The organism is Rhizobium sp. BK418 (genome assembly GCF_004341105.1).
In the GTDB taxonomy this organism is placed as follows: domain Bacteria; phylum Pseudomonadota; class Alphaproteobacteria; order Rhizobiales; family Rhizobiaceae; genus Rhizobium.
On sequence record NZ_SLZK01000014.1, the window covers coordinates 30,263 to 56,119 of the forward strand.

A 25,857-nucleotide genomic window follows, 5' to 3' on the forward strand; every position below is an offset into this window, starting at 1 on the left:
GGGCAGCCATGGATCTCTTCCTTCAGAATTTCGTGAGCTTTCAAGCCGTTCTGCAGATCTACCCGTTGCTGCTGCAGGGACTTGAACTGACTGTCCTGCTGGCGCTCGTCTCGCTGCCCCTGTCCGTACTTTCCGGTCTCGGCGTGGCGATAATCTACAGCTTTGGCAATCAGTGGGTTCGCCGGCTGGCCGTCATGCTCATCGATCTCTTGCGATCCTTTCCTGTCCTCGTCCTGCTGATCCTCATCTTTTACAGCTTGCCATTCTTCGGGCTGACACTCGGCAACTTCACCGCGGTTGTCGTGGCACTTGTGATCAACAACACCGGCTATTTCGGCGAGATATTCCGGGCGGGCCTTCAATCAATCCCGCGGGGGCAACACGAAGCGGCGGCGGCACTTGGCCTCCATCGGTTCCATACGATGATGCTTGTCATCCTGCCTCAGGTTCTCAAGAAGGTTTTGGCACCGCTGGCAAGCAATTCCCTGGAGCTTATCAAGACAACCTCGATCGCCTCGATGGTGGCATTGCCTGAATTGCTTCGGTCGGCGCGTGTCGCACAGGAGCAGACCTATAATCCGACGCCGCTGACAGCGGCCGCCGTCATCTTCTTCATCATGTTATGGCCGTTCTCGCACTGGGTATCCCGAATGGAGAGGCGCGCCATCATCGGGAGCAATCAGAGATGAACGTCCTCATCACCGGCGGCACGGGTTTCGTCGGCCTGGCAGTTACCGAAGCCTTGAAACAGGCAGGGCACGACGTGATGCTTTTTGGTCGAGCAGCCGCGCCCGCCCGGTTTGCCGGGCAAATCGGCCATGCACCGTTCATGGCAGGAGACATTACCAGCCCAGCCGATCTCGACCGGGTCTTTCAATCAGTGGAGATGCGGGCCGTCATCCATCTGGCCGCAGTCACACCCGACCGCCAAGCGGAGATGAGCGATCCGGCCGCTGTGATCGCCGTCAATGTCGCCGGGACAGCCGACCTCATGCGGTCAATGGCGCGCATTTCACCGCGGCCGCGGCTCATCCTCGCAAGCAGCGTCGCCGTCTATGGACACGCCGCGCCTGAAAGCGGAACCTTTGAAGAAGGCACATTCATACCTTCTCCAGCAAGCCTCTACGGAATCACGAAACTGGCTGCCGAAGCAACGGCAACACGGCTGGCAGATCTCTACGAAATCGATCTGACGATCGTCCGCCTTGGTCCCGTCTACGGTCCCTGGGAATATAAGACGGGGCTGCGTCCGATCTTGAGCCCACATGGCCAGGTCGTCGATCTCTGGCGGCGGGGCCACGACGTTATTCTACCGCGGGCGCTGAAGGGCGACTGGCTTTATAGCCGCGACGCGGGTGCGGGATTTGCCGCCATTCTGGCGGCTCCAAGGTTGAATCATACCATCTACAATCTCGGTGGTGGCGTGATGAGCAGTGTTGCGGACTGGTGCAAAAACTTGCAATCGCTGCACGGCGCATGTGGCTGGAAAATCGCCGGCAGAGACGACGTACCCAACTTGACATTCGGCCTTGCGGCTGATCGCGCTGCTCTCAGCATCGAACGGCTCGAAGCGGATACGGGGTTCCGGCCGGGCTTTTCCGGACCTTTGGCCGCAGATGATTATCTCAAATGGCTGGCAGCCGTGAACGGGTAGAACACGTGGGAGATCAGAGAAGGTCATGCGCCTGAAGAACAAGACTGTCATCATCACCGGCGCTTCCTCCGGAATTGGGCGCGCGATCGCTGTTCGTTTCATGGCGGAAGGTGCAAATATCGTCGCTGTCGACATATCGGCCGATGTCGTCGAGGGCGGCAGGCCCGTTATCGAGGTACTGGAGACGATTGGCTCGGACGCGATGTTTCTGCAAGCCGATATCGCGAGGTCCGATGACGTAGAGCGTGTGTTCAAGGAGGCGCAAGCCCGCTTCGGCAGGCTTGACGTACTTGTCAACAACGCCGCCATTCATGCTCCGTCACCGCTTGCCGAGACGGAGGAAGCGGACTGGGATCGCGTCATGGACGTCAATCTGAAAGGCGCCTTCCTCTGCAGCCGTGAAGCGGTTCGGTTCATGCTCCAGCAAGATATCATCGATGAGGCCCGCGGCAGGATCGTCAATATCTCGTCCCAACACGGCATGATCTCGGCACCGGGTGACTTCGCCTACGGGGTAAGTAAGGCAGGCCTCGTCTACATGACGAAGCAGATTGCCGCCGACTATGCGGCGCAGAACATTCTCTGTAACGCAGTTGCACCCGGTAAAATCCTGACTGGCAAGGGCGGTCGAGCCGTCCTTCCCGAAACGCTTGAATATTCGCGCAGCCGAACGCCCATGCCGCGTCTGGGGACCCCTGAGGATGTTGCCAAAGCGGCCCTCTTTTTGGCCTGCAATGATTCAACCTATATTACTGGCCATAACTTGCTGGTGGATGGCGGCTGGATGGCGGCATAAAGCGCGAGCGACCGGATCGTGCCGCCTCATTTTGATCTAAGACATCTTTCCCGGCAGAGCAAAGGGCGCGCACCCTGAAAGGCGCCCTGTCGCAGACATTTACTGAAGGCAACCGGATACTAACGCATCGACCCGTGTGGGGGCCTGGATCGGCAAGCAGGCAAATCGGCCGTCGCACACGCTAACAGCGCCGACGGAGGGCCCGACCCCAATATTTGAGAGACATTCGGCGATAGCCGACACTTGGCTGGTGTCGTTTCGGATCTCCTGCGGGGTCCATTCGTCGTGTGGTCGCAGTAAGACTTAATGACACGACGTCGATGACGGTGCGTTCACCCTCGTGCCCGGCAATCCAAGGTACATCTGGATCAGGGCATCGACCATTTCCGGTCCACTGTAACCTTGGCGACGAAGACGGATCGCTGTTTCGCAGATAAGGTCTGCGGCGCTTTCGTCATATGGAACTTCATAGAAGGCAAACCAACCCATCGTCGCGTTGAGGACCACGCTACCCTCGGGTTCTATTGCGTCTTCTGCATACTCGTCAAAATACTGGGCCAAATGCATTCTCCGATGGCTTGCGGAACGAAAGCCTTAACAGACAGTTGATCAGAAAGTTCCACATGGAGATCGAACACATGGCCGCTCATCGCGCACAGTGGAAAGGGCATCTCAAGATCGGCGAGATCAGCTGCGGTGTGGGATTATACACGGCCGCTTCGACGTCCGACCGCATCACGTTTCACACGATCAACAAGGCGACCGGCAATCGCGTGCGCCGCGAATTCGTCGATAGCGAAACCGGAAAGACCGTCGAGCGCGAGGATCAGGTCAAGGGCTTCGAAGTCAACGATGGCCAGTACATCATGATCGATCCCGAAGAAGTGACCGCAGTCATTCCGGAATCCGACAAGATGCTCGATGTCGAAGCCTTCCTCCCCTGCGCCGACGTCGATGACGTCTATTTCGACAAACCCTACTATCTGGTGCCGAGCGACGAGGTCTCCGAAGAGGCGTTTGCCGCCGTCCGCGAGGCGCTAGCAAAGGCGAGTGTGACCGCGATCGCCCGCACAGTTTTGTTTCGACGCATGCGCACCGTCCTGATCAGGGCTCACGGCCGCGGGATCATCGCCACAACGCTCAATTTCGATTACGAGGTTCGTTCCTCAGACGAGGCTTTCAAGGACGTGCCGGATATCAAGATCGAAGGCGAGATGCTCGATCTTGCCAAGCACATCATCGGTACGAAGAAGGGCGAATTCGATCCTGCCACATTCGGTGATCGCTACGAGACCGCGCTTGCCGAACTGGTGAAGGCAAAGGCCGAAGGAAAGTCGCTTCCCAAGCCCAAGCCCGTCACTGTCTCCAAACCCAATGATCTCCTGAAGGCCCTGCGCGAGAGCGCCGGCATGGGAGGCGCAGAATCTTCGACGAGAACAAAGGCGAAGGCCGCCAACGCCAACGGCAAGAAACCCAAGAAGGTACCTGCCGCCAAATCTCCTGCAAAAACCACCCATCGTAAAGCCAGCTAGGGAGAGTTCACATGGCACCCCGTCGACCCTACTGGAAAGGCTATCTGAAGCTGTCGCTGGTCACGTGTCCGGTCGCGATGAGCCCGGCCACCTCGGAAAGCGAAAAGGTTCGCTTCCATACTCTCAACAAAGAGACGGGAAACCGGGTCGTATCGCGGTATGTCGACTCCGTTACCGGCAAACCCGTGAAGGACGAGAACGAAGCCAAGGGCTACGAGCGCGGCGAGAACGACTACGTTCTCCTGACGGACGAGGACCTCGAGAGTGTTGAACTCGAGACCGTACGCACGATCGATATCGAAAAGTTCGTTCCGCGCGACAGTATCGAATGGATTTACCTGGAAACGCCCCACTACCTCGTGCCGAACGAGAAGATCGGCAACGAGGCGTTCGCGGTGATCCGCGATGCCATGAAGGCGGAGGACGTCCTGGGTATATCACGGGTGGTTATCGGCAGGCGCGAACGGGCTATCGTCCTGGAACCGCGCGGTGATGGCATCGTTGCCTGGACCCTGCGCTTCGGCGACGAGGTCCGTCCCGAAGGCGAGTATTTCGAGACTATCCAAAAGAAGGCCGATCCCAAGATCGTTGCCGCGATCACAAAGATGATCAAGCCAAGGATCGTTAAATGGTCGCCCGACATGGTGCGTGATCCAATTCAGGAAAATCTGCTCAAGCTCATAGCCTCCAAGAAAAAATCTCTGAAACCGAGCAAGGAGCCGAAAGCGAAATCGGACGAAGGCGATAAGCCGTCCAACGTGATCAACATCATGGATGCCCTCAAGAAGAGCGTCGCTGCGGATTGGAAGGCCAGGAAAGGACCATGAACGAAAAGCCGCCTTCCCCCCGAAAGCGTCATTGAATTCGGCCGACGAATTTATTTATCATGATCGGCAGTCGTTGGGATTGATGCAATACACTCCGACGCTCTGTCGGGCGCTCCGAGCGCTCTCGTGGAGAGCGTTTTTTCACGCTCTGTGTTTCAATTCAAACTTCGAAATCCGTGTATCGTTGTATTAACAGTTCGCGCTATCTCAAAGGTGGTCGAGAATGTAGCTCTTGCGCGAGCGCTGGGTGCGATTCATCGTCCGCACAATTAACCGACGCAATGCATTCGGTCATCTCGACATCCTGTTCGTGAATGCCGGCGTCGCTCAATTCGGCCCGGTCGAAAGCTGGTCCGAAGCAGACTTCGACAGATCGTTCGCGACGAATGTGAAAGGCCCGTACTTCCTGATCCAGGCTCTGATCCCAATCTTCTCTAAGAGCGCCTCGATCGTACTGAACACGTCGATCAACGCCCAAGTCGGGCGAGCTGGTCGGGTATTCGCGTCAACGCCGTCAGCCCCGGACCGATCGCGACGCCACTCTACGGGAAGCTCGGCATGTCGGAAGCGGAGATGAAGGCAATGTCCGAAGGCGTGCAGAAGCAGATACCTGTCGGCCGGTTTGGGGACGTGTCGGAGGTAGCAAAGACGGTCGTATTCTTCGCATCCGACGAAGCTGCCTATATCGTCGGTAGCGAGCTCGTCATCGACGGCGGCATGAGCAACCTTTAATCGGTGTCCAACTTCAAGGAGCAGAACATGCAGATTGATCTCAAAGGAAAGACCGCCCTGGTAACGGGGTCAACGGAGGGCATCGGCTATGCGATTGCCGGTCAACTCGCCAGAGCCGGCGCGAACGTCGTCGTCAACGGCAGGTCCGAGGACAAGACCGCCAAAGCTGCCGAACGGCTGCAAAGAGAGGGTGCCAAGGGCAGTGTCACTGCGATTGCCGCTGATCTCGCCACCGCCGACGGGTGCGCTGAACTCGTCGCAAAGCTGCCGCATGTGGACATCCTCATCAACAATGCAGGGATCTTTCAGCCGGGCGATTTTTTCGACACCACGGACGAAGTTTGGGACCGGCACTGGCAGGTGAACGTCATGTCTGCCGTGCGATTGTCGCGGGCTTATCTGGCCGGAATGCAGAGGGCAAACTGGGGACGCGTCATTTTCATCGCCTCGGAATCCGGGTTCAACATCCCGGTGGAGATGATCCACTACGGCGTCAGCAAGACGGCCGATATCGCCGTCGCCCGCGGACTTGCCAAGCGCATGGCGGGTACAGGGGTGACCGTGAACTCCGTTCTTCCTGGCCCTACCTTATCTGAAGGCGTCGAGGCTATGCTTGCCGACGAGCGGGAAAGGACCGGAAAATCGATCGAGGAGGTCGCTGCCGACTTCGTCAAGCAGCACCGGAGCAGTTCCCTCATTCAACGCGCCGCCAGAGTCGAGGAGATCGCGAACCTAGTGACTTACTTGGCATCACCATTGGCATCGGCCACGACGGGCGCTTCGATGCGGGTGGATGGCGGCCTGATCGATACCCTTTAAGGAGTAGGAGCCTGAATCAGAGCGGCGAAAAATCCCCGCAGGGTGAACCGACGGAGGCTTCGGTCCGTTCCCGCGCGTCGGGAACGGATTTTTGTTGAAAGAGGTCATGGACGGGAAGCGCCGAACCGGCTCGATCGCTTCTGGTCGTAATCGTTTCGATCTTCCTCAAACACGTCAACGATGCGCATTGCCTCGAACGCCCGGTTGGCAGTGTCGGCTATCGGGATATTTGCGGCCAATGCCAGGGACAGGAAGGATGGCAGCACGATGGCCGTCTCGTCACCTCCGCCGGCCAAGCTGCGGGCATAGATCTCGCCCTCACACCGGTCGGGGAGGCACATGGGAGGGACGTGGCGTTGGCAGTTGCGAAGCGGCTAGTCGTTGTGGCGCAATCCAAGGGGCCGGTCTCCGTTCAGCCCATCCTCAGGGCCTACGTCGAATCCGAGCTCGCCGATCGCAAATATCCAGCAGCACACGGTGGTACATCCGCGCGAGCGGCACACTCTCGAGTCTCTCGCAAACTGGGTCGGCATGAGCACCCGACGCCTGTGCCCGGCACTTCGTGCAGGCTACAGGCCGCAACCCGCATGAATATGCGGAACGGGCGAGGATCGAGGCCGCGAGCAACATGCTCGAAGGCGGCAGTCTTCGAGACGATCACGTTAAACTGCGGATTCGGCATGCTGCCAGAAAGAGCGCGGTTTTCGCGGCTGGCGGTAGAGCCTGCTCGATATCGCTTGCGGAGGGCGGCGTGAGACACCGCCAGCAAACGGGAGCAGGTTAATCGTCCACGCGGGGCTGATTTAACTCCGCTTCCGGTCTGCCAAGCTTAGAAGCCGGCGACAAGCTTCCGCCAGGTTCTTCTGAGGCGCTGTCGCTACGCCGAGCAGGAGTCCCGACTGGGCGTTCTCTGGTGAAGAATACCAGGGCGAAAGCGGGGCTGGGAAAAGACCCAGCGTGAGAGCCTCACTCACCACCGCCACGTCAGAGATATCGTTCCGCAGCTTTAGTAGGACCGCGAGGCCCGGCGTCGCAACCTCTGTGACGCTGTCGGAAGCTGGCAGGGAAGCGAGCACCGCCTGCTGTCGGGATGCATAGAGCCGCTTCGTGCGGCGTATGTGCCTCAGGTAGTGCCCATCCCTGATGAACGCCGCGACAGCGATCTGCACTGCGGGACCTGGCGCTGGCATGAGGCAGGCTGCCGTCTCCGCAAACAGAGGCACGAGCGCAGGAGGCGCGATGACGAAGCCGAGCCGGAGCGCCGGACTTATCGTTTTGCTGAAGGACCCGATATGGATGACACGCCCGGCGCGATCCAGAGAGGCAAGCGCGGGGGCGGCTCTCCCCCTCAGCTGCAGTTCGCTCAGGTAGTCATCTTCCACAACCCATCCATCATTTGCGGCTGCCCAGTCGAGCAGAAGCAGGCGTCGTTCGAGCGACAAGGTGTGGCCTAGCGGCGCCTGCTGCCCCGGCGTGACAACTGCAAGCTTCGCGCCGGGGCACGAGGCCATGCCGTGCTCAACGTTGATACCCTGCGCATCGACCGGGATCGGCGCTACTGAGAGACCGGCCAGCTCGACGCCTCTTCTCGACCAAGGAAAGCTAGGCTCTTCCAGCCAAGCGGTATGCCCCGCAAGCTTTAGCGTGCCGAGCGCAAGCCCCAGACCTGCGGCATATCCGTTGGTCACTATCACCTGATCCGGCGAACAGTTCATCCCACGGGCTATCGCCAGAAAGGAGGCGATCTCGCGTCTCAGGTCTAGCTCCCCACGCGGATCCGGGTAGAGCAGCGGCGCGCTCGCCCCAGTACGCACGGCCTGGCCGTGCAGACGGGCGAACAATGTTGCTGGAAAGATGTCGGTCGCAGGCACGCCCATTTGAAAGAACGCAGGTCCCTGCGTCATGTCCAGATACATTTGCATAAAAGTACCGGGATCCACCCGCATCTGGCCGCCTGCAACGGGACCCGGCCGTCGCGCCACGCGCGTGCCAGCCGCCCTTGATGCCTCGATCAGCTGCGCGGCGGCGAGCTTGTCATAGGCGGCGCGGACGGTTCCGCGCGCCACGCCGAGCTCGGCTGCCAAGTCCTGCCACGAAGGCAGCCGGACTCCCTGTTCCAATACACCGTCCTCGATCGCCTTCCTGATTCCGGAACGGATCTGTTCCGAAAGCGAAGTACGTGCGGAGCGGTCGATGGACAGGTTAAGTTTGGTCATCATGGGTTCATGGTACACTGTTTGTCTGAGTTCTTGGTTCTTTTTCTTGTGCCACGGAAGCGGCATCTTCATTTCATCGAAAGGAGCACATCGATGAAGATGAACAACCCGTTGCCCGCCGCCTTCGCGGCACTTTCCTGTATCATCGCGTCGCCAGCGTTGGCTCATGATCCGCGATCCGAAACCGTGATTCCGAAGCTACGCGAGGCAATTCCCACCGTACCGGGCAAGTCGCTTGTCGCAGTCGAAGTCGACTACGAGCCTGGTGCGGCCTCCCAGCCACATACCCACGCCAGGTCGGCCTTCATCTATGCCTATGTCCTTTCCGGCGAGGTTGAGTCGAAGGTCAACGACGGGCCGGCTCGCATCTACAAAACCGGAGAAGGCTGGTCAGAGCCACCTGGCGCCGTCCATTCCATCAGCCGCAACGCGAGCTCGACGAAGCCAGCCAAGCTGCTTGCCGTCTTCGTCACCGATACCACCGAAACAAAGCTCACTTTCCCCATGAAGCAGAACTAAGGAGAAGCGACATGACACAAAGGCTTGATTACAACCAGGTCGCGCCGAATGGCGCGAAGGCACTTGGCGGGGTCTATGGCTACGTCACCCAGAGCGGCCTGCCGGGAGAACTCGTCGACCTCGTCTATCTACGCGTATCGCAGATCAACAACTGCGCCTATTGCCTAGACATGCACACGCGCGAGCTTGTCAAGCGAGGCGTCAGCGCTGAGAAGCTGGCTCTCCTGCAGGCGTGGGAAGAGGGCGGCAGCCTCTTCTCCGAGATCGAGCGTGCAGCTCTCGCATGGGCGGAGAGCGTTACCCTGGTCGCGCAAACAGGCGTCCCAGACGTTGCTTATCAAGCGGCGCGCAAGGTCTTCAATGAAAAGCAGCTTGTCGACCTCACAATCGCGATCAGCCTTATGAATAGCTATAATCGTATGGCCATCAGCTTCCGCAATACGCCACAGGCAGCGCGTTAAGCCGGACCGAAGGCCAGTCCAATCGAGCGCGAATGGAGTGTTCCATGACCCCTGGAGATAGCCGGAACCGGCATGCCTGACAGCAGCTCGCAGGGAATGTGACGCAGCTCATACGCGACACGGACAGCGAGCTGTTCTTTCACCATTCATGTGGTGTCTATTTTGGGGAGCTATGACCGGGAAAGGCGGAGGTTTTCGTGAAGCCAACTTCAAAGACGAGATCATCGACGCGTTCTACCAGGGCATGAAGCACAGACCGGAAACCACCTTTGGCCCCTTCAATGATGATTTCCTGGCCGCAAAGGATCCGCAGGTCAATCGAGCCGAAATGTGCTTGGTCATTTGCAACTTGTACTGGGGACACTGAAATGTTTCCTGGAGCATGAGGCAGAAGCGTCAACGCAGAGCAAGAGGCATCAACTGCCTCCCGCGGATTCCGGCGCGAGCAGACATCGGGGCGGACATCGATACCGGGATCTGCCGCGGCTCCGGAACCTCGTCACCCTCCGCATGAGTTATTCGCAGCGACCGTACCATCGGCGCACCGATCAAGCGTATCCTTTAACGGCTCCGCAAGGACATGACATTCTAAGATGACGGGTGCAAATATGACTGGACGCAATTTTCTGGTGACGGGTGCAAGCAAGGGCATCGGTCGCGCACTTTCGAATCGCCTCGCTGCGGCGGGCCACCATGTGGTCGGCATCGCCCGCACAAAGGAACCCGACTTTCCTGGCACGCTGGTTTCGCTCGATCTCAACGATTCCCAGGCGTCGGAGGAGGCATTCAGGGAACTTGCAGGCCTCTACTCCTTCGATGGCGTAGTCAACAATGTCGGATTGGCGCGCCTTCACGCGGTGGGTGAAATCGACCTTCATGATCTGGAGGACATGCTTCGTGTCAACCTGCATCCTACAATCCAGACCGTGCAGGCTCTTCTGCCGGCAATGAAGACGAAAGGCTGGGGCCGGATCGTAAACGTTAGCAGCATGGTGACGACCGGGACCCCCCTACGAAGCGGCTATGCCGCGGCGAAGGCCGCAGTGAATAGTTTGACACGCACCTGGGCTATGGAACTCGCAATCAGTGGCATCACCGTTAATGCAGTTGCACCCGGGCCCGTCGAAACCGAAATGTTCCGCCGCAACACGCCCACTGGGAGTTCCGCCGAGAAACAGTTCCTCTCGATGATTCCAATGGGTCGCCTCGGCAGGCCGGAAGAAATCGCAGCCGCCATAGCCTTCCTGCTGTCTGAAGACGCGGGGTTCATCACCGGACAGATCCTGTTCGTTGACGGCGGTGGATCTGTCGGGAGAAGCGCGACCTGAAGCACTGCATGCTTTTCGGTCAAGAAAGAAACTTTAACTTTCTCGCCTTCCCAACAGCCTTCGCGCCATCCGTAAAACGGATAAAACGCGCTCATGTCCTTGAAAGGACCTCTGCCCTCGGCAAGGTTTGCGATCCTCGTTCCAATGCCGAGACCTAGCGACACACCTGGGCGGCACTCCGTTGCACACGTGCGTGGGAATGACCGAACGCAGATCCGCTTCCGCCTCTGCGGTAAGAATGCAGCCTGTCTAAAACAACCCTCGGCAGCAACTCTTCCTATTCTCTGACCGGAAGGTCAATTTCTTCGCGGTTCTTTTTTGCGCCCTCGACCAGGACCATCTTGAACAGATTGGCGTCTTGTGCCGACAGCATCCCCGCCCCGGTTCTAATACCTTCTTGCCACGCCGGCCCGCGCTCCCACGCTTCATTGTAGACGAGCGCCAGGTCGGCAGATCGCCTTGTCTGCTGCAGCGCTTCAAAGAGCAGCGCAGCTTGACGAACGTCCTTCTCGCGCTTCGCCAATCCCTGCGCGTCAGTGTGTCGGCGGCTGGCGACTATGAGCTTATGGATCGCGTACCGGGACGGATCAGGGACGACGACCGGGACACCGCTTCGGTGGAGTAGCATTGTCCTGACGGGTTCCCTTATGAGGAAGTCGAGAAAGCGCAATGGATCCGCGCTGGCGCCACCAAGGGCAGGCATCTCCGCGGGCTGGTCGATATAGTCATCCGAACCACGGTTCGACGTCAGAAATTCAACGCGGTAGCCATCGGCATTCTGAAACGCCGACGAGGCCGCGGACCCGGATCGATGCGGAACGGGCCGGAAACTGGCGTCGACGCCCTGTAGCAGCTCAACGATTGGGGGCAGGCTGTCTTCAACCTCTCGACTGATGGCATAGTCCTGGGCGATGTCCGCATCGCCAGTCAGGATTGCAGCCATGGGAAGGCGGACACCCAGGAGGCCTGAGTAGCACTGAAAGGCGACCGTGCCGATGAGAACAGCGCGGAGCCGAAAAAGACCTCCGCCGGCAAGTGCCTCGACGATGTCGCCCGTCATGGCGTCAGGGGCGATCATCCCGCCTTCGCGGGTAAGCGTATTTACCAGGCGCCTGCGAGCGCGTAGATCGTCCTTGTCCCGCTTATGACCAGCTACGCGCTGCGCGATGTCCGGGTCTTCAGCTGGACCGACGTAACGGCGTTTAGTACCACCATGCCCGTCTGGGATGTCGAAGTACCAATACTTGCGGCCCTTGATGTTGGCCGGGGTGAACCGACCCTCCGGAGGAAAATCGGCCGTCCACGCGGCGTCTAGCGAGCGCTGACCGAGCTCGGCGAGCATCGTCTGATACATGAGGTCGATGGACTTCATTTGCCTTGACTCGGCGTTATACTGTTTTTCAAGAACAGTATAACGGTCGAGAGGATAGGTCGCAAGATTGGAAAGGCGCATCCGAATTCCGCCTTTGGCACGCGCCTTCCGGCAGGACGCAAGACAAACCGGCGTTACCAGAATCGCGCGAGACCTTGAATTGACAATCGCTAATCATCTGTCGTCTGAAGGGGCGGACCGCACGTGCTCATCGGCCGAGACATCATGCGGGCGATACATCAGATCATAACCGTTCTATGGCCGCAGTTTGTCAACAGACCGTGGGAAGCCCCCACCGTTGCCAAGTCCGGCCTGCGCGCTACCTGCACAAGACTGAGGAACATCTCCCTTTAGCCTTCTTCGACCGACATTCTGATGACGGAGGCGGGTTTGAAAGACGACGTCGGCGGCTCTCGTCGCCTCTATTCTATTTCATCAGTGTCCCCCTCCCGCATGCCCGCCTTTGCGACCATGCTCGCGGTTGTCGCTATTCTCTATTTTGCGAAGGAGGTGCTGCTCCCATTGGCGATCGCAGTGCTGTTGACCTTCGCTCTGTCGCCGATCTCATCCCGGCTTCGTAAACTTGGCCTTCCTCGCATTCTTGCGGTCGTAACCACCGTTGTGCTTGCGTCCTTTATCCTCGTTCTCTTCGCGCTGGTCGTGGCCTGGCAGGTTGCAGAAGTGGCCCAAGATCTTTCAACCTATCAGGGCAACATTATCGGAAAGATCAGGGCCCTCCAGGAGAGCGGAACCGACAATGGCATTGTGAAGCGTCTGACCTCGGTCGTCGAAAGCGTCGGGCGGGAAATTGACAATGCCGGGCAGAATCAGGCTGCTCCAGGTGCGGCCCCGAGAGAGCCTCTGCTCGTCGAGATATTCGCCCCTAGCCGCCCGATTGAAACGCTCACAAGTCTCATCAGTCCGCTCCTTGGCCCGATCGCTTCACTCGGCCTTGTCGTGGTGGTCGTCATATTCATGCTTCTGGAGAGGGAGGACCTCCGGGACCGATTTATCCGGCTGGTCGGTTACGGAGACCTCCATCGGACGACGGAGGCGCTCCAGGAGGCCGGCAGCCGCGTTGCCGTCTATCTCCTGATGCAGTTGGTCGTGAACTGTGCCTATGGCGTGCCCTTGGCCGTCGGCTTGTGGGCGGTCGGCATCCCCAATGCCGTGCTGTGGGGAATGCTGGCGATCGTACTTCGGTTTGTTCCCTACATCGGCCCTGTCATAGCGACGGTGCTGCCGCTCTTTCTGGCTTTCGCGGTCGATCCGGGCTGGAGCCTCGTTCTCTGGGTCGCTGCGATCTTCATCGTGCTGGAGCTGATCAGCAACAACATCGTCGAACCATGGCTCTATGGTTCTCGCACCGGGCTTTCTCCACTGGCCATTATCGTCGCGGCGATCTTTTGGGCATGGCTCTGGGGACCCGTAGGCCTTATCCTGTCGACGCCGCTGACGGTGTGCCTTGCAGTGCTTGGCCGTTATGTTCCGCAGTTCGAGTTCCTCGAAATCCTGTTCGGGAGCGAACCGGTGCTGGATCCCAAGGAACGGCTTTACCAGCGGCTCTTGGCCGGAGATCCCGACGAGGCGACTGACCAGGCTGAGGAGATGCTCGAAGAAGACTACCTGGAGGACTACTACGGCAGCGTCGCTATTCCGGCGCTTCTGCTGGCTGAACAGGACCGAAGGAGAGGTGTGCTCACGCCCGAGCAGATGGAGCAGGTATACGAAACTGCCACGGTGCTGGTCTCGAACCTCGAGGATATCGCTCAGGAGGAAGAGGAAGAGGAAGAGCAGGAAGGAAGCAACACCACCGTCGAGATCTCTATGACTCCTGGCGAGGAGGAAAATAGCCAGGAAGTAGAGGAATTGCCGGATGGCGCCGGCAAGACCGTGGTCTGTATCGGCGGTAGAGGCCCTCTTGATGACGCCTCTGCGGCGATGCTCGCTCAGGTTCTTCAGGTGCAAGGAGCGGCAGTCGTGGCTGCAAGGCACTCCGATATCGCCAATCGCAGAAGCCGTGACGTCATTCCAAAAGGAGCCAACGCCATTGTTGTCTGCTTCCTGAACGAAGACTCCGCCAAGCATGCCGCCATACTCGTGCGCCGCTTCAAGCGAATGTATCCTTCCGCGCGGGTGGGGGCCGTGCTGTGGTCCGACAGTGCGGACGGACGGCCATTGCTCGCGTTAGCGGAAGCGGACTTTACGGCCTCCACTTTGACCGACGCTGCTCGTGAGGCCCTTTCCGGCGAGGCGCCTTCGTTGTTGGCACACCCCCGGAAGATCCAGATCCGCACTCGACGCACCGCGGGAAAGGCTGCCTCCGTCTCAAAAGGCGCCGAGGCATAGGTGGCGATTTGCTGGCTCTACCACGAACGTTGTTTAGACCGCCCTGAAACCAGGACGTCATGTTGCCGAACGATCAAGTCCTCTTTTGTTCCCCGGTAAAGGACATCCCTTGTATTTGACAGAGGTTCCTGTTGGGGTAGAGATTAGCCAGAAGGTAGATTAGTGGATTCTTTCTTGTGTCTCTCAACATCCAAAAACCCAGCAACCGTCGCGCTTGCCGACGAACTGGCGCGCCGCCAGGGGATCAGCAAAACGGCCGCCATTCATGAGGCATTGAGCGAACGTCTGCGTCGCCTGGGCTACGGCGATGTGGCGCAGGAGCGGCTGCTCGATGAGTTGCGCGCAATTCGGGAGCGAGTGGGTCGACTGCCCGAGCTGGACAACCGAAGTGATGAAGAGATTATCGGCTACGACGAGCATGGAATTCCGAACTGATGGAGATCGACACCTCCGCCATCGTCGCCATCGCGCAATGAGCCCGAGGCGGTGCTGCTGGAGCGAGCCCTCGTCGCCGACCGGATCCGCCTAGTTCCCGCCACCTGCGTACTCGAGGCACGCATGGTCATGGCCAGCCGGCGCGGCGAACATGCGCTGGCCGAAATCGATCTGTGGCTCAGCAAAATCGAGGCCGATACCATTCCGGTCGATGCCGATCTCGTCGATCTGGCGACGCAAGCCTGCCTTGCCTACGGCAAGGGAGGCCACGAGGCGGCTTTGAACTTTGCCGATTACATTTCCTACGCCCTCGAAAAACGGGCCGACGAACCGCTGCTGTTTGTCGGCAACGACTTTTCCCAAACCGATATCCAGGCGGCATAATCGCGTCCCGCACCAACGCCGGCGATGACCTGTCGGATATCGTTCGCCTCTCTGTTCCGAAATTCAAGTCTTTAAGGCAGCAAACGACGGCAAAAGAATTTTTTTTGGGGAGCGCGTTTCGACTGTCGGATAAGGCTGAGGCGAATCACAGCCTATGTCGACATTGCGGACGACGTGCTAACAATGCTCACACCATGCTGTATCTCCTCGGGTTGGCGCCGGGGAAATCTGATTGCGCTCTTGAAGTGATGATGACTGACACGGCAGACGATGGAGTTAAGGATGAAAGCCTTCGCGGTGTTAGGCGTGAGCGTGCTTGTATTCTGTTCGACCGGGTGTTCTACGCCGAATGCGTCTTCGACGAATGATGCGCACCATATTGCACCTAAGGGCGGCGTCAAAGAAAACCGCAGCGCGTCGAAGAGAGTTAAAGATTGCACCAAAAAGCCGAACTACGCTGGAATGCTGCGGACCTTGTGCTACTAGGCAAGCCAAATCTCGGCCACCGCCCCTCCCCTGCCCGGCCAGGCCAATGATCTCGCGATATCGATGATGTCGTCGCGGGAGGAGGTCGGGTCTCCGACCGCAATCCTCCTCGCTGTCTTACCCGCAACCGAGCGGACGATCCCCCACCCGGCCGTGTCGAGCGGATGAAGAGCTGCACGCCGAGTTCGTTCTCAAAGAGGGTGGGAACAAAAAGGACGTGCTGTCGTTTGAGACGTCGGGATCGCGCGGTTGGAACCTCCCCTGAATCTCCGCTCGCAGCTCAACCGTGCGGTCCCGCCCTCCCTACCTCTGTCGACGTAGTAACGGACTCGGCAGCTTGCCTTTTGGGGCTCGGAATTTTCGAAGTGAGAATCGGGCCCGCCCGCCGACCTTCTCGGAGAAAGATCCCGATCGCTTCGTGCGCCCCAGGATGCATTGCAAATGGAGTTTCATGATCTTTTCGGTCGCACCATTGGCGCGGGATGGAAGCCCGAAGAGGTGCTGGTCTCGCTGATCGAGGTTGCGGACAACCAAGCGCTGATGATGGCCAACGCAGAGGTCGAGGCGCTTCGAATCTCTTGAAACGAAAGGCTTTCTCCTTTAGCCTGGACCGTCACAGCAGGCTTGGCTGCGCCGCCTCCTTGCGACGATGCTCGATCAGGCTTCTTCCCATGGCGTCCGAATCCAGACGTCGACGTCCTCTTGCCTCGGCAATAGGACCGGCATCGCTTCTTATGGAAGAGATTTGCGACTGCGTTCGGCTCTGTCGTCAGGAAGGCGTAGAGATCGTCAGTCGTCGACCGTTCTTGACCTTCCGCACGCTCTTCCATTGCGGCACATGCACACCGGCGAGAAAAATCAGCGGTTGCCTTTCGTCGCGCGCAAAGAAGCTCGCGCGGCAGGATGACGCCGTGCTTGTCGATGAGTGGGCGGTCGGGTTAAGCCTGATTGACGACTTGTCCAAGTAGCCGAGTCTCGCTCATATTCGCGGGTCGGCTCCGCTCTCAAGAGTAACACAGCGATTACTTGTAATCGCCTCCTGGTGGACGCGGGGCCGGCACCGACGACGTTGGGGCGGTGGGGTTGCATGTAAGGCGCGGCAATGTTTGTAGAGCCTGCTAGGCGGTCGAGCCTGTACGCAGCAGACGATGTTGATAAGCCTCGTCAGTCGCAAAGAACGAGTTCGTATGGACCATCCGTGACGAAGCGGGCCCCACCTTCACAGATTGGTCAAAAGAAGCAGCCATGCCCTCCTGGTCGTCGAAGGGTCGCCTCAACTCATCATTGACCTGGTAAGATTGCCGATGAGTGTCAACCCAATCGCCGCCGTCCGGAAAGGCGCTCGTTTCCGCTGGTCGGAAAGAACGTAGCGGACACCGACAGAACCCCGTCACGGTTGGTTGAGGCGATACGGTTGGACGCCATTACTTGAACGTCGCCATCAGGTCGCGAAAAGACGCTTCCTCATGTCGGCACCCCTCAAGAAGCGCGATCATGCGCGTGACCGCGTCATTCGCCTGCCAGCTGGTCTCCGCAAAGCCGTTCTCCTCGCACCACGCCTGCAGCCTTTCCTGGACAATCTCTTGGAACTGCGGAGTAAAAATATCTACTCGCCGACGAATCGTGGACCATTGGCCTTCCCCATGCCTATTTACATGGAGAAGTAGCGGAAACTGGCGGACTTCAACGAGGCGAGCGATTTTTCTGCCGGATTTCTCAGACGCGCTGCTACCGGCATGCCAACGAAACATCGCGCTGAGCGTCCGAGACTACCTTCCACCTGCCAGTCAAAGCCGAAAAATTCGCGGTCAACGCGGTGCATCTCCAGCACACGTTCGCAACCGAACTCCCAGATCATCAAGGCCGCTTCGCCTGGATGAACGCTGACATGGCGTGATTGCGCGACAGTCACCAAAATTGAGTGAGCCACTTTGCAGCTTTACGTTCACTGCTCGCACCGAGCCGCCGACCTCTTTTTACACCTACAACGATTTTGCTTCGGCGTTCGTGACCCACTATCTCGAAGGCTTGCGAGCGTCACACGAAGTTGTTCCTAGCGCAGATTAGTTCGATATCGTACTCTGCGCGTCCCATGCCAGCGTGAAGCTACACGCGCGGCTTAATAGCGCCGCACGCGTGACCGTAGAGTCCAGCCCTTGACTGCATAGGTCAGATATTCACATCGATCGCAGTGCCATCGGCCGGGTTGAATTTCGAGCCCTTGTGTAGCTCGTTCTTGACCAACGCCGCCAGGCCGTCGTGGCGCTGCCGAAGTTGATCGGCTCGGCGACTTCGCTGCACCGAAGTGCCCGGGTCCTCGCTTGAGCGAGGAATTCAATCCGCCATAGTGCCGCCATAGAGTTCGGCCCAATTCCGGTTGTAAAACAAGCGGATGAATAGAATGAGATTGTTGGTTCTCCTCGCCGCGGCTTTTTTGGTGACAGTCTTTCAAGCCGAAGCTCAGGTTTACGCGCCGTATGATGGAACGGACGAATATGACGGCTATCACAATGATGATCCGTACAGCCCGTATCCGCCTCCGCCTCATTACGACGCCGCCCCTCGCTATCGAGAACCCCTGTATGATCGCAGGCGACCGTTCAAGCGAAGCACAGAGGGAACCATAGTGATCGCTACGCGTGAGCACACGCTTGTCTACACGACTGCAAGCGGAGAGCAGTTCGTATACCCCATTGCCGTCGGCCGTGAAGGCAAACAGTGGTACGGAATAACGCGGGTGGTATCCAAGCGTATGCACCCTGAATGGCGACCGACTGCCAACATGCGCAAGAAGAACCCAAGGCTCCCAAAAGTTGTGAAACCCGGTCCTGCAAATCCGCTCGGAACCCGCGCTATCTACCTTGCCGACGGGCTGCTCCGCATCCATGGAACGAACGACCCCTCCTCCATCGGCACTAATGCATCGAGCGGATGCTTTCGTATGTACCGCGAGGATGTCGAGGAGCTTTTTGAGATGGTGCAGCCAGGAACCCGCGTGATCGTTCAGCGGTGATCGGACGGGAGATCAGGGCTCTGGAGGTAAAGCGGCCTGACATCAAGCTTCACTTCCCCGCGGCCTCGTTCACGCTCGATTCGATCTTGGCGCCGTTGCCGGTCTGTCCGGCCCCCGACGGAGACATGATCGCGATGCTGAGCACCGAGGCTATCATGACGGCAACGACGGCAATCATCAGACGCATGAACGTTCAAATCCCTGTTTGTCTTGCGGGGGATTAAACGTCGCATGACTTTGAAGGGTTCCGTGTTGGCTACTGCGCCGGCTGGGAGCGATTTGTCGGTGCGCCGACGGGCTGATCCAGATTTATGGGCGAAAACGCTGATGCCCGAAGCGTTCGGTTCCAACAATCGGCTTATATTCGTCGGCCTCTCTCAGGCCAAGGAACCCGTGCCTCACCACTGCGTTCGGCCATTCGAAACTTCCTTCGATGCCGAGTTGTGAGGTCACAATGCATTGATTACAGATCCGCGCCATGACTACGCTGCCGGTGAAACATTTTGGCTCGATAAGGATCTGGCCCTCGCCCGCCGGCTGAACCGGATCCTGAGCTTGCTGCCGCGATATCGGACGGATCGCCGCTGGAACGCATCGCTGCTGCAACGCATGATCGAAATCGGCCAACGATGCGTTCCCGACATCGCGGTCCTTCGCGGGCAGGCGCGCATCCGCACAATCAAGACCGAAGCCGGTCCGATCAACATCCGGATCACGGCTCCGCCACAACAAGAGGCGGCTGGCCTCTATATCCACTTCCATGGTGGTGCATGGGTTATCGGAAACGCGCGCTTTGAAGGCGGACTCGCGCGGGAGATCGCTCTAGAATGCCAGGTTGTTGTGGCTGTCATCGATTTCGAGAATGCACGTGACGATCGCCTCGATAAAACCATTCTTCAGTGCGTTCGCGCCACGGAATGGCTGGTCGATCATCTTGGCGATTTCGGCGTAGACCGCGTGGTAATCGGCGGGGAGTCCTCGGGTGCCCATCTCGGATGCGAGGCGCTCCTCCATCTGCGAACAGCCGGCAAGATCGGTAAAGTTGCCGGATTTTATTCGATGTGTGGCGGCTTCGATCTTCAAGGTTCGCCAAGCCTGCATAAGGCGTCTCGTGACAGTCTTGTCATCGACGCGCCGGCGGCAGTTGCGAATCTGCGGCGATTGACCCGATCCCTTTCCAATTCATTGAGCCACGGACCACTCCATGCTGACCTCAGGGGCCTTCCGCCATCACTGTTTATCGCAGGATCGCTTGATCCCATCGTCGACGACAGCCTCGAAATGAACGCGAGATGGGTGCAGCAGAACGGAAATTCGCGATGCATCCTCGTCCCCGAGGCGCCGCACGGCTTTAACCGCTTTCCCACGTCACTTGCGGCAAAGGCAAACGCCTTCGCCCGAAGATGGATCGGGGATGTAATCCGAACAGCCGATTGAGCCGTGGAACCATCGGGCTCCGAGAGGCCAGCCAATCCGCACGGCTCGTGCACCGCCCGGCACTTCGGTCTCCCGATGGATTGGTGCAGCATCCCAAGAGGAGACAAATTTGGCAAACAGCGAAACCCGCGACGTGTCCATCCTCGGCCTCCGCAACGCTCATGCAGCGAAAAGCCATCCGCTCAGCATCATCAACTCACGGCTTCAAGGGTTCGAAACGATCCGGAAGTCGCAGCCAATCTCGATCAGCATGTCACGGAAACCGAAGGCCAGATCAGTCGCCTGGGGAAATCCAGAAAACGAGCGTCACGAGCACGCGGGCAACGGCGGCAAAGGCTGGTAGGACAGAAGCTTTTCCATAAGCATCATCTGCTCCTCAGGCTGCCGGCGCCAGCGGAATGTCGATGCCGAAACGGGCGGCCGTCTCTATGATTTTCGGAATGTCGGGGGGCGACATCTCAGGAAACGCCGTAGTGCCCGGCGGAAGCGGCTCGCCGACCGCAACGAAGAATTCTTCATGTAGATCGCCCGGAAAGTTAATCAGCAACAGCTTTGAGGGGACGTCGGAAATGTTGCGGAAGGCATGCATGGTTCCAGGCGAAACATGCACGAAGTCGCCTGGTCCGCAGATTTTAGTCTCATTGCCCACAGTGATCTCATAGCGGCCCTCGAGGATGAGAAACGCCTCCTGATCCGTCTGCGTGTGTGGCGGCGGGCCGGCGTTCGGCGCGGTGAGAACCTCGATCACGGTGAAGCTGCCTTTCGTGTCGGCATACCGTGCGCGAAAGGTCAGGATGTTTCCGATGAAGTGAACGGTCATCGGCGAGTTCGACGATTGGTCTTGTCCTGTCGGAATGGAATTCATCGACTTGTGCCCCCAGGCGTTTGTGATACACTCAACTCTTAATGAGATGCATGTCTCATAATGAGGTGAAAATGGACAGTCAAGAGAAAAGATTTGAGCGGGTAAACCAGAAGCGCCGTACGCGCAGTGAATTGCTGCGTGCAGCACGGCAGATCGTCGAGAAGGGCGGACATCCATCGGTGGCGGAGGTCGCCGATTTGGCCGGCATTTCACGGGCCACCGCCTATCGCTACTTCTCGACACCTGATGAGATCATCCGAGAGGCGGTACTCGATGGGGTCGCCGACATCATCAGCATCGATCCGGCAGCTGACGATGCGGGTGTCAAAGACGCCGAGGCGCGGATGGACAAGCTTATCGCCGACATCTTCCATATGATTTTGAACAACGAGAGCGTCTTCCGGGCGCTGCTCGGCAATTCCGTGACCGGCCAATCGCAGGTACGCCGCGGCGCCAGGCGTATTCCCTGGCTCAAGGAGGCGCTGTCGCCGCTCCAAGGGCGCATTGGCTCCAAACAACTCGACAAGCTCATTCACGCGCTGTCCTTGGTCACCGGGGTTGAGTCCGTGGTGGTGATGCGGGACATCTGCGAGCTCGAACCTGCCGAGGCCGAGATGATACTGCGCTGGACGGCAAAGGCCATTCTGAAGGCCGCCTTGGAAGAAAGTGATCCCAGTCCTTCCTTGACGAGTTCCTTAATTGCATCATCCGAACCGAGTGACATGATCGGTGAAAATGATGGAGATCACTTGGATCAAGCGTCCACCAATTCCGCGTCGTTCCAGATTCTTAACCCGGCTCCGCGGTGATGGTCGCGCGATCCCATCCACCGCCGCTCCACGCCGAAACAAACAAGATGCCGACCACTGCCTTTTCCTTGTGCCGGCGGCGCGCCTTTCGCAGATTCGGTGAGAGTGCCTGCCGGAGTTGATGCGGCTGAATATTTGCGGCAGCTTGAAAATCTCCCGGACCACATCAGTCGGCTTCGGGAACAAGGTGGCCCCGCGGAAACCTTCCGGCACCTCTCGCGCAGCTGTGGCACACAGGTCCACTTCTGGTGGTCTTGATAGCTGCATTCCTTTGGGTCACTCGGGTGCCTTGCCCGAACAAGAAGGCTCGTGACGCAGCCCACGCTCTATGTGCCGACGCTCGGGCCTGATCAAGGTCGCCGAGGGCGCTCAACCTCGAGGAAGGGAGCGACCCTCTCACCCCACGCAAAACCGTCATCGCAGACAACGGCGGACGCTGCTGCGGCGGTTAGCGTATGTGGGGTGGCGAGCCGTAGATGGGATGCATAATGCTTCGCCACAAGAGCGGCGGTTCGCGCGGTACGGTAGCAGACGTAGGACCTCAAAACGTTGAAGTATAAGAGAATCCTTCCATATGTGAGGAAACCCTCAAGGATGATTTTCATGGTGAGCAGGATCAGAAAAACTCTGACCGTACAAGAACGCGCGGCAGCTTTTGAACATACTAGCAAGGTCGCAGCCGACGCCGCAGAAGAAGAGCGCCGTCTGCGCGAGGAGAAAAACGAACGACTCCGCAAGCTGAGGCGCGCGGGTAAAGACGTTTCGGGAGGCGCCTGAGAGCATGTTTCATTTATTTCCTCTTAGAGTTGGATCCGCGCGTTGCCCACAGCTTGCTGCTTAACAAGCGCCATATTAGGAAAGCCATTGAGCCATCTACTGTAAACACACTGGCTTCTCGCATCGGGGAACTTCTCCATAACGATCGGGGATGGGAGAGTCGTCGTAATTCTTTCCCCGCTCGCGTAGGCGCTCATCAACTACACAGCGGTCGCCCACATGGCGTCCTCCGGCCGCCGGAAAACAAGCCGCACGATAGGCGCTCCGGCATTTCCGATGCCCCGCATTCACTTAGACGGAAGAGCCGGATATCTAGTACCCGATGGCACAGACGTATTGAAAGTTTGGTTTGAGGAGCCCGCGTGGTCAAAACGCAAAAATATCCGAATGGCTTGAACGCGATCGTCTATCAGACAATTTTGATTCCGCGTTCGAGGCTCGGCACGATCGCCAGCGCGACTTCTTGATCGAGGCCGTATTCTGCAGGATCATCAGCCCAGATCTACGACTGAAAACAACGGGCAATGCTGAGTCCATTCCGCTGTCGGCCAATTGCGGACATGTCGGCGTGCCGCCACATCGCGTGGCCAGAGGAAGTCGGCGCTGGCCCTGTTGCGGCTTTCGACCTCAGGCGCTGACCAGACCAAGCCGGAACAGGCTTTCGGCGGTGGCAATGATCGCCCCTTCTCTCGACTGCGGAGCCCAGCCGAGAAGCCTCTCTGCCTTCTCGCCCGTCGCGTTCATGTCATAATTGAGCAATGGTACGACTGCTTTGAGCTGTTCGTTCGTCCGACTGGCGATGCGCACCTGCTCGTCGGGCCACACCTCGGTCGACACCTTTCCAGCCTTTTTACCGAAATGTTGCCGGAGCAGTTTGGCGATTTCGATCATCCACATGCTCTTGCCGACCGTGGCGAGAAATCGTTCTCCCCGAGCAGCAGGATCGGTCATGGCGCGCAGATGCAGATCGGCCACGTCCCGCACGTCCACGCAGCAGGAATTGACGTTCAGGCATCCCGGCTGCCCGTTCAGCATGTTGGTGATTAATCGGATGGAGTGGGAATAGTCCGGCCCCAGCACAGGTCCGTAGACGGCAACCGGATTGATTGCCGTCAGTTCGAGCTGCCCCCCCTCACGGGTGATGAAGTCCCAGGCGGCGCGTTCCGCAAGTGTTTTGGACTTCTGGTAAGGCGCAACATTGCCGGTCAGATCGCTCCAGTCCGTTTCATCGAATGGCCTGCGATGATCAGGCCCATGTCCAACCCCGATAGCCCCGAAAGCCGATGTCGCGCGCTGCCCCTAGCACCCTGAGATTTCCCCCGACCGCCGGCTCGATCCAGTCCTCCTCACGGGTCTGATCGCCTGATGGAGTAGGAGATGCGCCATGCAGGACATAGGCGCAACCGGCAACGGCTTCCGGCCAGCCGCGATCGTCGGTTAGATCGGCTTCGACGAAAGAGAGCCGCTCGCCGGCCTCCACGCCGGCCTTGAGATGCTCCCGCACCTCGACCTCCCGTGCCAGGGAGCGGACGGTCGTGCGCACCCGATAGCCGGAATTCAGCAGCGCCAGCATGCAGTATTGCGCGATAAATCCGGTACCCCCGGTCACGAGCACAAGATCGTTGGTCATGTCATACCTCAAAGCATTCGATGTCGGGCCGCATGGGCGGCAACCGGTTGATAGCTTTCACCGTAGGGCGCGCTTTTCGAACTGTGGATGCTTGAAAATGCGGATTACTAGCGCGATAGTACGGAAATGCAGATTGATCCCTTCTCGGACGTACTGACCCTGACAAGCGCCGAAGCCGTCGTCACGGGTGGCTTCACAGCCGGCGGCCCCTGGGCGATCCGTTTTCCGGCGCGGGAGAAAATCAAGTTCTTCGCCGTCGTGAAGGGACGCTGCTTGGTCACTCTCGACGGAGAGCCAGAGCCGGTTCTGTTCGAAACCGGCGACATCGGACTGTTGTCTGTACCGCGAGAGTTCGTCGTTGCCAGCGATCCCGGCGTCAAACCGGTCGGGGCTATGGAATTGTTCTCCGGCAATGGCCGGACGATGGCGACCCTCGGCGACGGCAATGACTTCGCCTATATCGGTGGCCATGTCCTCCTGGACCCTGTCCGCGGCAAGCTGCTTGTCGGTATATTGCCGCCATGGATTCATACGCGGGCGGCATCCCCTCATGCCGTGGTCTTCCGGTGGCTTCTCGACCGACTGATCGCGGAAAGAGATGCCGGGGAGCCGGGTGCAAGGCTCGCCTCGGCGCAGTTGACACAACTGCTGTTCATTCAGATTCTCCGCTCCTATTTAGACACCGCGAGGATAATACCGTCCGGCTGGCTACGGGCGCTTGCCGATCATAGGATTGCACCTGCGCTGCGGCTGATGCATGGCGACCCCGCCCGGTCCTGGCATCTGGAAGAGCTTGCGAGAGCATGTGCGATGTCTCGGACATCCTTCGCGCTCCACTTCAGGACGGTCGCAGGCGTCGCGCCGCTGACCTATCTCACCGAATGGCGAATGCACCTTGCCGAACGCGCTCTGCGCGATGAGACAACGCCGGTCGCGGTGATCGCCGGATCGCTTGGATATGCGTCCGAGAGCGCCTTCAGCAATGCCTTCAAACGCATCACGGGGTGTTCGCCGACAGGCTACCGTACCGCTTTGGGTGCTGCGGATCGCATGGGATCAAACAGCAGGCACTTGGATAAGGTCGCAGATACGATGCAGACACTGTGAGCTCGCTTATCTCCATCGCCAATCTCCCGCCGCCACCGTTGCCCGTAACAGGTGGCATTGAGGCGGGATTATGCCTTAGAAGCTCGGCGATTAATCCGACTGAGGGTCTCACCTTTGGCGCGAGCTTCTTGGCTCTTCCGCGCCATCGTGTTCCGCGTTAAGGCCGGTCACACCTACCGCACCAAAGACCGGCCTTCCCCCTCACCTGCCCGGACGCGCGAGTGACCGCGCAATATCGATGATGTCATCACGGCCTGCGGTCGGATCCTCCCGGTTCCAGGCAAGACCAAGGCCGATCTTGAAATCGAT

24 protein-coding genes and 5 pseudogenes are annotated in these 25,857 nt (G+C 58.8%); 20 read left to right on the top strand and 9 right to left on the bottom strand.

The window, feature by feature from the left end; translation table 11 throughout:
* Window positions 1–8: 8 nt before the first annotated feature.
* The 3 genes from EV281_RS30350 to EV281_RS30360 are packed head-to-tail and all read left to right on the top strand — an operon-like array spanning window position 9 to window position 2,450.
* Complete coding sequence (locus tag EV281_RS30350; RefSeq protein ID WP_132658553.1) at window positions 9–689, top strand: amino acid ABC transporter permease; 681 nt, start codon at window positions 9–11, stop codon at window positions 687–689.
* The gene (locus EV281_RS30355; RefSeq protein WP_165912009.1) at window positions 686–1,654 is read left to right on the top strand and encodes an NAD(P)-dependent oxidoreductase; all 969 of its coding nucleotides are present in this window, start codon (window positions 686–688) and stop codon (window positions 1,652–1,654) included. The genes EV281_RS30350 and EV281_RS30355 overlap by 4 nt, the downstream gene beginning before the upstream one ends.
* A 25-nt stretch (window positions 1,655–1,679) precedes the next feature.
* Window positions 1,680–2,450, top strand: coding sequence for a glucose 1-dehydrogenase (locus EV281_RS30360; RefSeq protein WP_132658555.1), 771 nt, complete (start codon window positions 1,680–1,682; stop codon window positions 2,448–2,450).
* A 303-nt stretch (window positions 2,451–2,753) separates the two neighbouring features.
* On the opposite strand, the gene EV281_RS30365 is transcribed toward EV281_RS30360, so the two are convergent.
* On the bottom strand, window positions 2,754–3,011 hold the full coding sequence (locus EV281_RS30365; RefSeq protein ID WP_132658556.1) for a hypothetical protein: 258 nt from the start codon (window positions 3,009–3,011) through the stop codon (window positions 2,754–2,756).
* Window positions 3,012–3,088: 77 nt separating this feature from the next.
* On the opposite strand from EV281_RS30365, the gene EV281_RS30370 reads away from it, so the two are divergent.
* The 4 genes and pseudogenes from EV281_RS30370 to EV281_RS30385 all read left to right on the top strand — a co-directional run bounded on the left by EV281_RS30370 (window position 3,089) and on the right by EV281_RS30385 (window position 6,360).
* Window positions 3,089–3,982, top strand: a complete 894-nt coding sequence (locus EV281_RS30370; protein WP_132658569.1) for a Ku protein — start codon at window positions 3,089–3,091, stop codon at window positions 3,980–3,982.
* An 11-nt stretch (window positions 3,983–3,993) separates the two neighbouring features.
* A complete protein-coding gene (locus EV281_RS30375) occupies window positions 3,994–4,809 on the top strand; it encodes a Ku protein (RefSeq protein WP_132658557.1) in 816 nt (271 codons plus the stop codon).
* A gap of 283 nt (window positions 4,810–5,092) precedes the next feature.
* A pseudogene (locus tag EV281_RS30380) lies at window positions 5,093–5,541 on the top strand (SDR family oxidoreductase); the annotation flags it as partial.
* Between the two features lie 27 nt (window positions 5,542–5,568).
* Entirely contained in the window at window positions 5,569–6,360 is a 792-nt protein-coding gene (locus tag EV281_RS30385; protein WP_132658558.1) for an SDR family NAD(P)-dependent oxidoreductase, read from the top strand.
* An 803-nt stretch (window positions 6,361–7,163) separates the two neighbouring features.
* Here the strand turns inward: EV281_RS30385 and EV281_RS30395 are convergent.
* Entirely contained in the window at window positions 7,164–8,579 is a 1,416-nt protein-coding gene (locus EV281_RS30395) for a PLP-dependent aminotransferase family protein (protein ID WP_132658559.1), read from the bottom strand.
* Between the two features lie 90 nt (window positions 8,580–8,669).
* Here EV281_RS30395 and EV281_RS30400 point away from each other — a divergent pair, with 90 nt between their 5' ends.
* The 4 genes from EV281_RS30400 to EV281_RS30415 all read left to right on the top strand — a co-directional run bounded on the left by EV281_RS30400 (window position 8,670) and on the right by EV281_RS30415 (window position 10,884).
* Window positions 8,670–9,095 carry a cupin domain-containing protein gene (locus tag EV281_RS30400; RefSeq protein WP_132658560.1) on the top strand — a complete coding sequence of 142 codons (426 nt, stop codon included), beginning with the start codon at window positions 8,670–8,672 and terminating at the stop codon, window positions 9,093–9,095.
* A gap of 11 nt (window positions 9,096–9,106) precedes the next feature.
* Entirely contained in the window at window positions 9,107–9,556 is a 450-nt protein-coding gene (locus EV281_RS30405) for a carboxymuconolactone decarboxylase family protein (protein ID WP_132658561.1), read from the top strand.
* Window positions 9,557–9,728: 172 nt separating this feature from the next.
* Window positions 9,729–9,923 (top strand): hypothetical protein, encoded by a 195-nt coding sequence (locus EV281_RS30410; RefSeq protein ID WP_207896917.1) that lies wholly within the window; start codon window positions 9,729–9,731, stop codon window positions 9,921–9,923.
* 241 nt (window positions 9,924–10,164) lie between these two features.
* Window positions 10,165–10,884, top strand: a complete 720-nt coding sequence (locus EV281_RS30415; RefSeq protein ID WP_132658562.1) for an SDR family oxidoreductase — start codon at window positions 10,165–10,167, stop codon at window positions 10,882–10,884.
* 277 nt (window positions 10,885–11,161) lie between these two features.
* On the opposite strand, the gene EV281_RS30420 is transcribed toward EV281_RS30415, so the two are convergent.
* On the bottom strand, window positions 11,162–12,256 hold the full coding sequence (locus tag EV281_RS30420) for a GSU2403 family nucleotidyltransferase fold protein (protein ID WP_132658570.1): 1,095 nt from the start codon (window positions 12,254–12,256) through the stop codon (window positions 11,162–11,164).
* Window positions 12,257–12,631: 375 nt separating this feature from the next.
* On the opposite strand from EV281_RS30420, the gene EV281_RS30425 reads away from it, so the two are divergent.
* The 4 genes and pseudogenes from EV281_RS30425 to EV281_RS31380 all read left to right on the top strand — a co-directional run bounded on the left by EV281_RS30425 (window position 12,632) and on the right by EV281_RS31380 (window position 16,492).
* Window positions 12,632–14,605 (top strand): AI-2E family transporter, encoded by a 1,974-nt coding sequence (locus tag EV281_RS30425; RefSeq protein WP_132658563.1) that lies wholly within the window; start codon window positions 12,632–12,634, stop codon window positions 14,603–14,605.
* Between the two features lie 162 nt (window positions 14,606–14,767).
* Entirely contained in the window at window positions 14,768–15,040 is a 273-nt protein-coding gene (locus EV281_RS30430) for a type II toxin-antitoxin system VapB family antitoxin (RefSeq protein WP_245508413.1), read from the top strand.
* Window positions 15,040–15,424, top strand: a pseudogene (locus tag EV281_RS30435) (type II toxin-antitoxin system VapC family toxin). The gene EV281_RS30430 and the pseudogene EV281_RS30435 overlap by 1 nt, the downstream one beginning before the upstream one ends.
* Window positions 15,425–16,351: 927 nt before the next feature.
* Complete coding sequence (locus EV281_RS31380) at window positions 16,352–16,492, top strand: hypothetical protein (protein WP_165912004.1); 141 nt, start codon at window positions 16,352–16,354, stop codon at window positions 16,490–16,492.
* Between the two features lie 78 nt (window positions 16,493–16,570).
* On the opposite strand, the pseudogene EV281_RS31960 reads toward EV281_RS31380, so the two are convergent.
* Window positions 16,571–16,802: pseudogene (locus EV281_RS31960) on the bottom strand (SOS response-associated peptidase); the annotation flags it as partial.
* Window positions 16,803–17,334: 532 nt separating this feature from the next.
* Window positions 17,335–17,661 carry a hypothetical protein gene (locus EV281_RS30440; protein ID WP_132658564.1) on the bottom strand — a complete coding sequence of 109 codons (327 nt, stop codon included), beginning with the start codon at window positions 17,659–17,661 and terminating at the stop codon, window positions 17,335–17,337.
* Between the two features lie 650 nt (window positions 17,662–18,311).
* Here EV281_RS30440 and EV281_RS30445 point away from each other — a divergent pair.
* On the top strand, window positions 18,312–18,923 hold the full coding sequence (locus tag EV281_RS30445) for a L,D-transpeptidase (RefSeq protein WP_132658565.1): 612 nt from the start codon (window positions 18,312–18,314) through the stop codon (window positions 18,921–18,923).
* 49 nt (window positions 18,924–18,972) lie between these two features.
* On the opposite strand, the gene EV281_RS31385 is transcribed toward EV281_RS30445, so the two are convergent.
* Window positions 18,973–19,110 (bottom strand): hypothetical protein, encoded by a 138-nt coding sequence (locus tag EV281_RS31385; protein WP_165912010.1) that lies wholly within the window; start codon window positions 19,108–19,110, stop codon window positions 18,973–18,975.
* 272 nt (window positions 19,111–19,382) lie between these two features.
* Here EV281_RS31385 and EV281_RS30450 point away from each other — a divergent pair, with 272 nt between their 5' ends.
* Window positions 19,383–20,360, top strand: a complete 978-nt coding sequence (locus tag EV281_RS30450) for an alpha/beta hydrolase (protein WP_245508414.1) — start codon at window positions 19,383–19,385, stop codon at window positions 20,358–20,360.
* A gap of 376 nt (window positions 20,361–20,736) precedes the next feature.
* Here EV281_RS30450 and EV281_RS30455 read toward each other — a convergent pair whose 3' ends face one another.
* Window positions 20,737–21,180, bottom strand: coding sequence for a cupin domain-containing protein (locus tag EV281_RS30455; protein ID WP_245508415.1), 444 nt, complete (start codon window positions 21,178–21,180; stop codon window positions 20,737–20,739).
* Window positions 21,181–21,296: 116 nt separating this feature from the next.
* On the opposite strand from EV281_RS30455, the gene EV281_RS30460 reads away from it, so the two are divergent.
* Together EV281_RS30460 and EV281_RS31390 are read left to right on the top strand one after the other, a co-directional pair.
* Window positions 21,297–22,034, top strand: a complete 738-nt coding sequence (locus tag EV281_RS30460; RefSeq protein ID WP_132658567.1) for a TetR/AcrR family transcriptional regulator — start codon at window positions 21,297–21,299, stop codon at window positions 22,032–22,034.
* Between the two features lie 603 nt (window positions 22,035–22,637).
* Window positions 22,638–22,811: a hypothetical protein gene (locus EV281_RS31390; protein WP_165912011.1), complete on the top strand. Its 174-nt coding sequence runs from the start codon at window positions 22,638–22,640 to the stop codon at window positions 22,809–22,811.
* A 627-nt stretch (window positions 22,812–23,438) separates the two neighbouring features.
* Here the strand turns inward: EV281_RS31390 and EV281_RS30465 are convergent.
* Window positions 23,439–24,441: pseudogene (locus EV281_RS30465) on the bottom strand (aldehyde reductase).
* 126 nt (window positions 24,442–24,567) lie between these two features.
* On the opposite strand from EV281_RS30465, the gene EV281_RS30470 reads away from it, so the two are divergent.
* A complete protein-coding gene (locus EV281_RS30470; protein ID WP_132658568.1) occupies window positions 24,568–25,548 on the top strand; it encodes an AraC family transcriptional regulator in 981 nt (326 codons plus the stop codon).
* 201 nt (window positions 25,549–25,749) lie between these two features.
* On the opposite strand, the pseudogene EV281_RS31500 reads toward EV281_RS30470, so the two are convergent.
* Window positions 25,750–25,857: pseudogene (locus tag EV281_RS31500) on the bottom strand (LysR family transcriptional regulator); the annotation flags it as partial.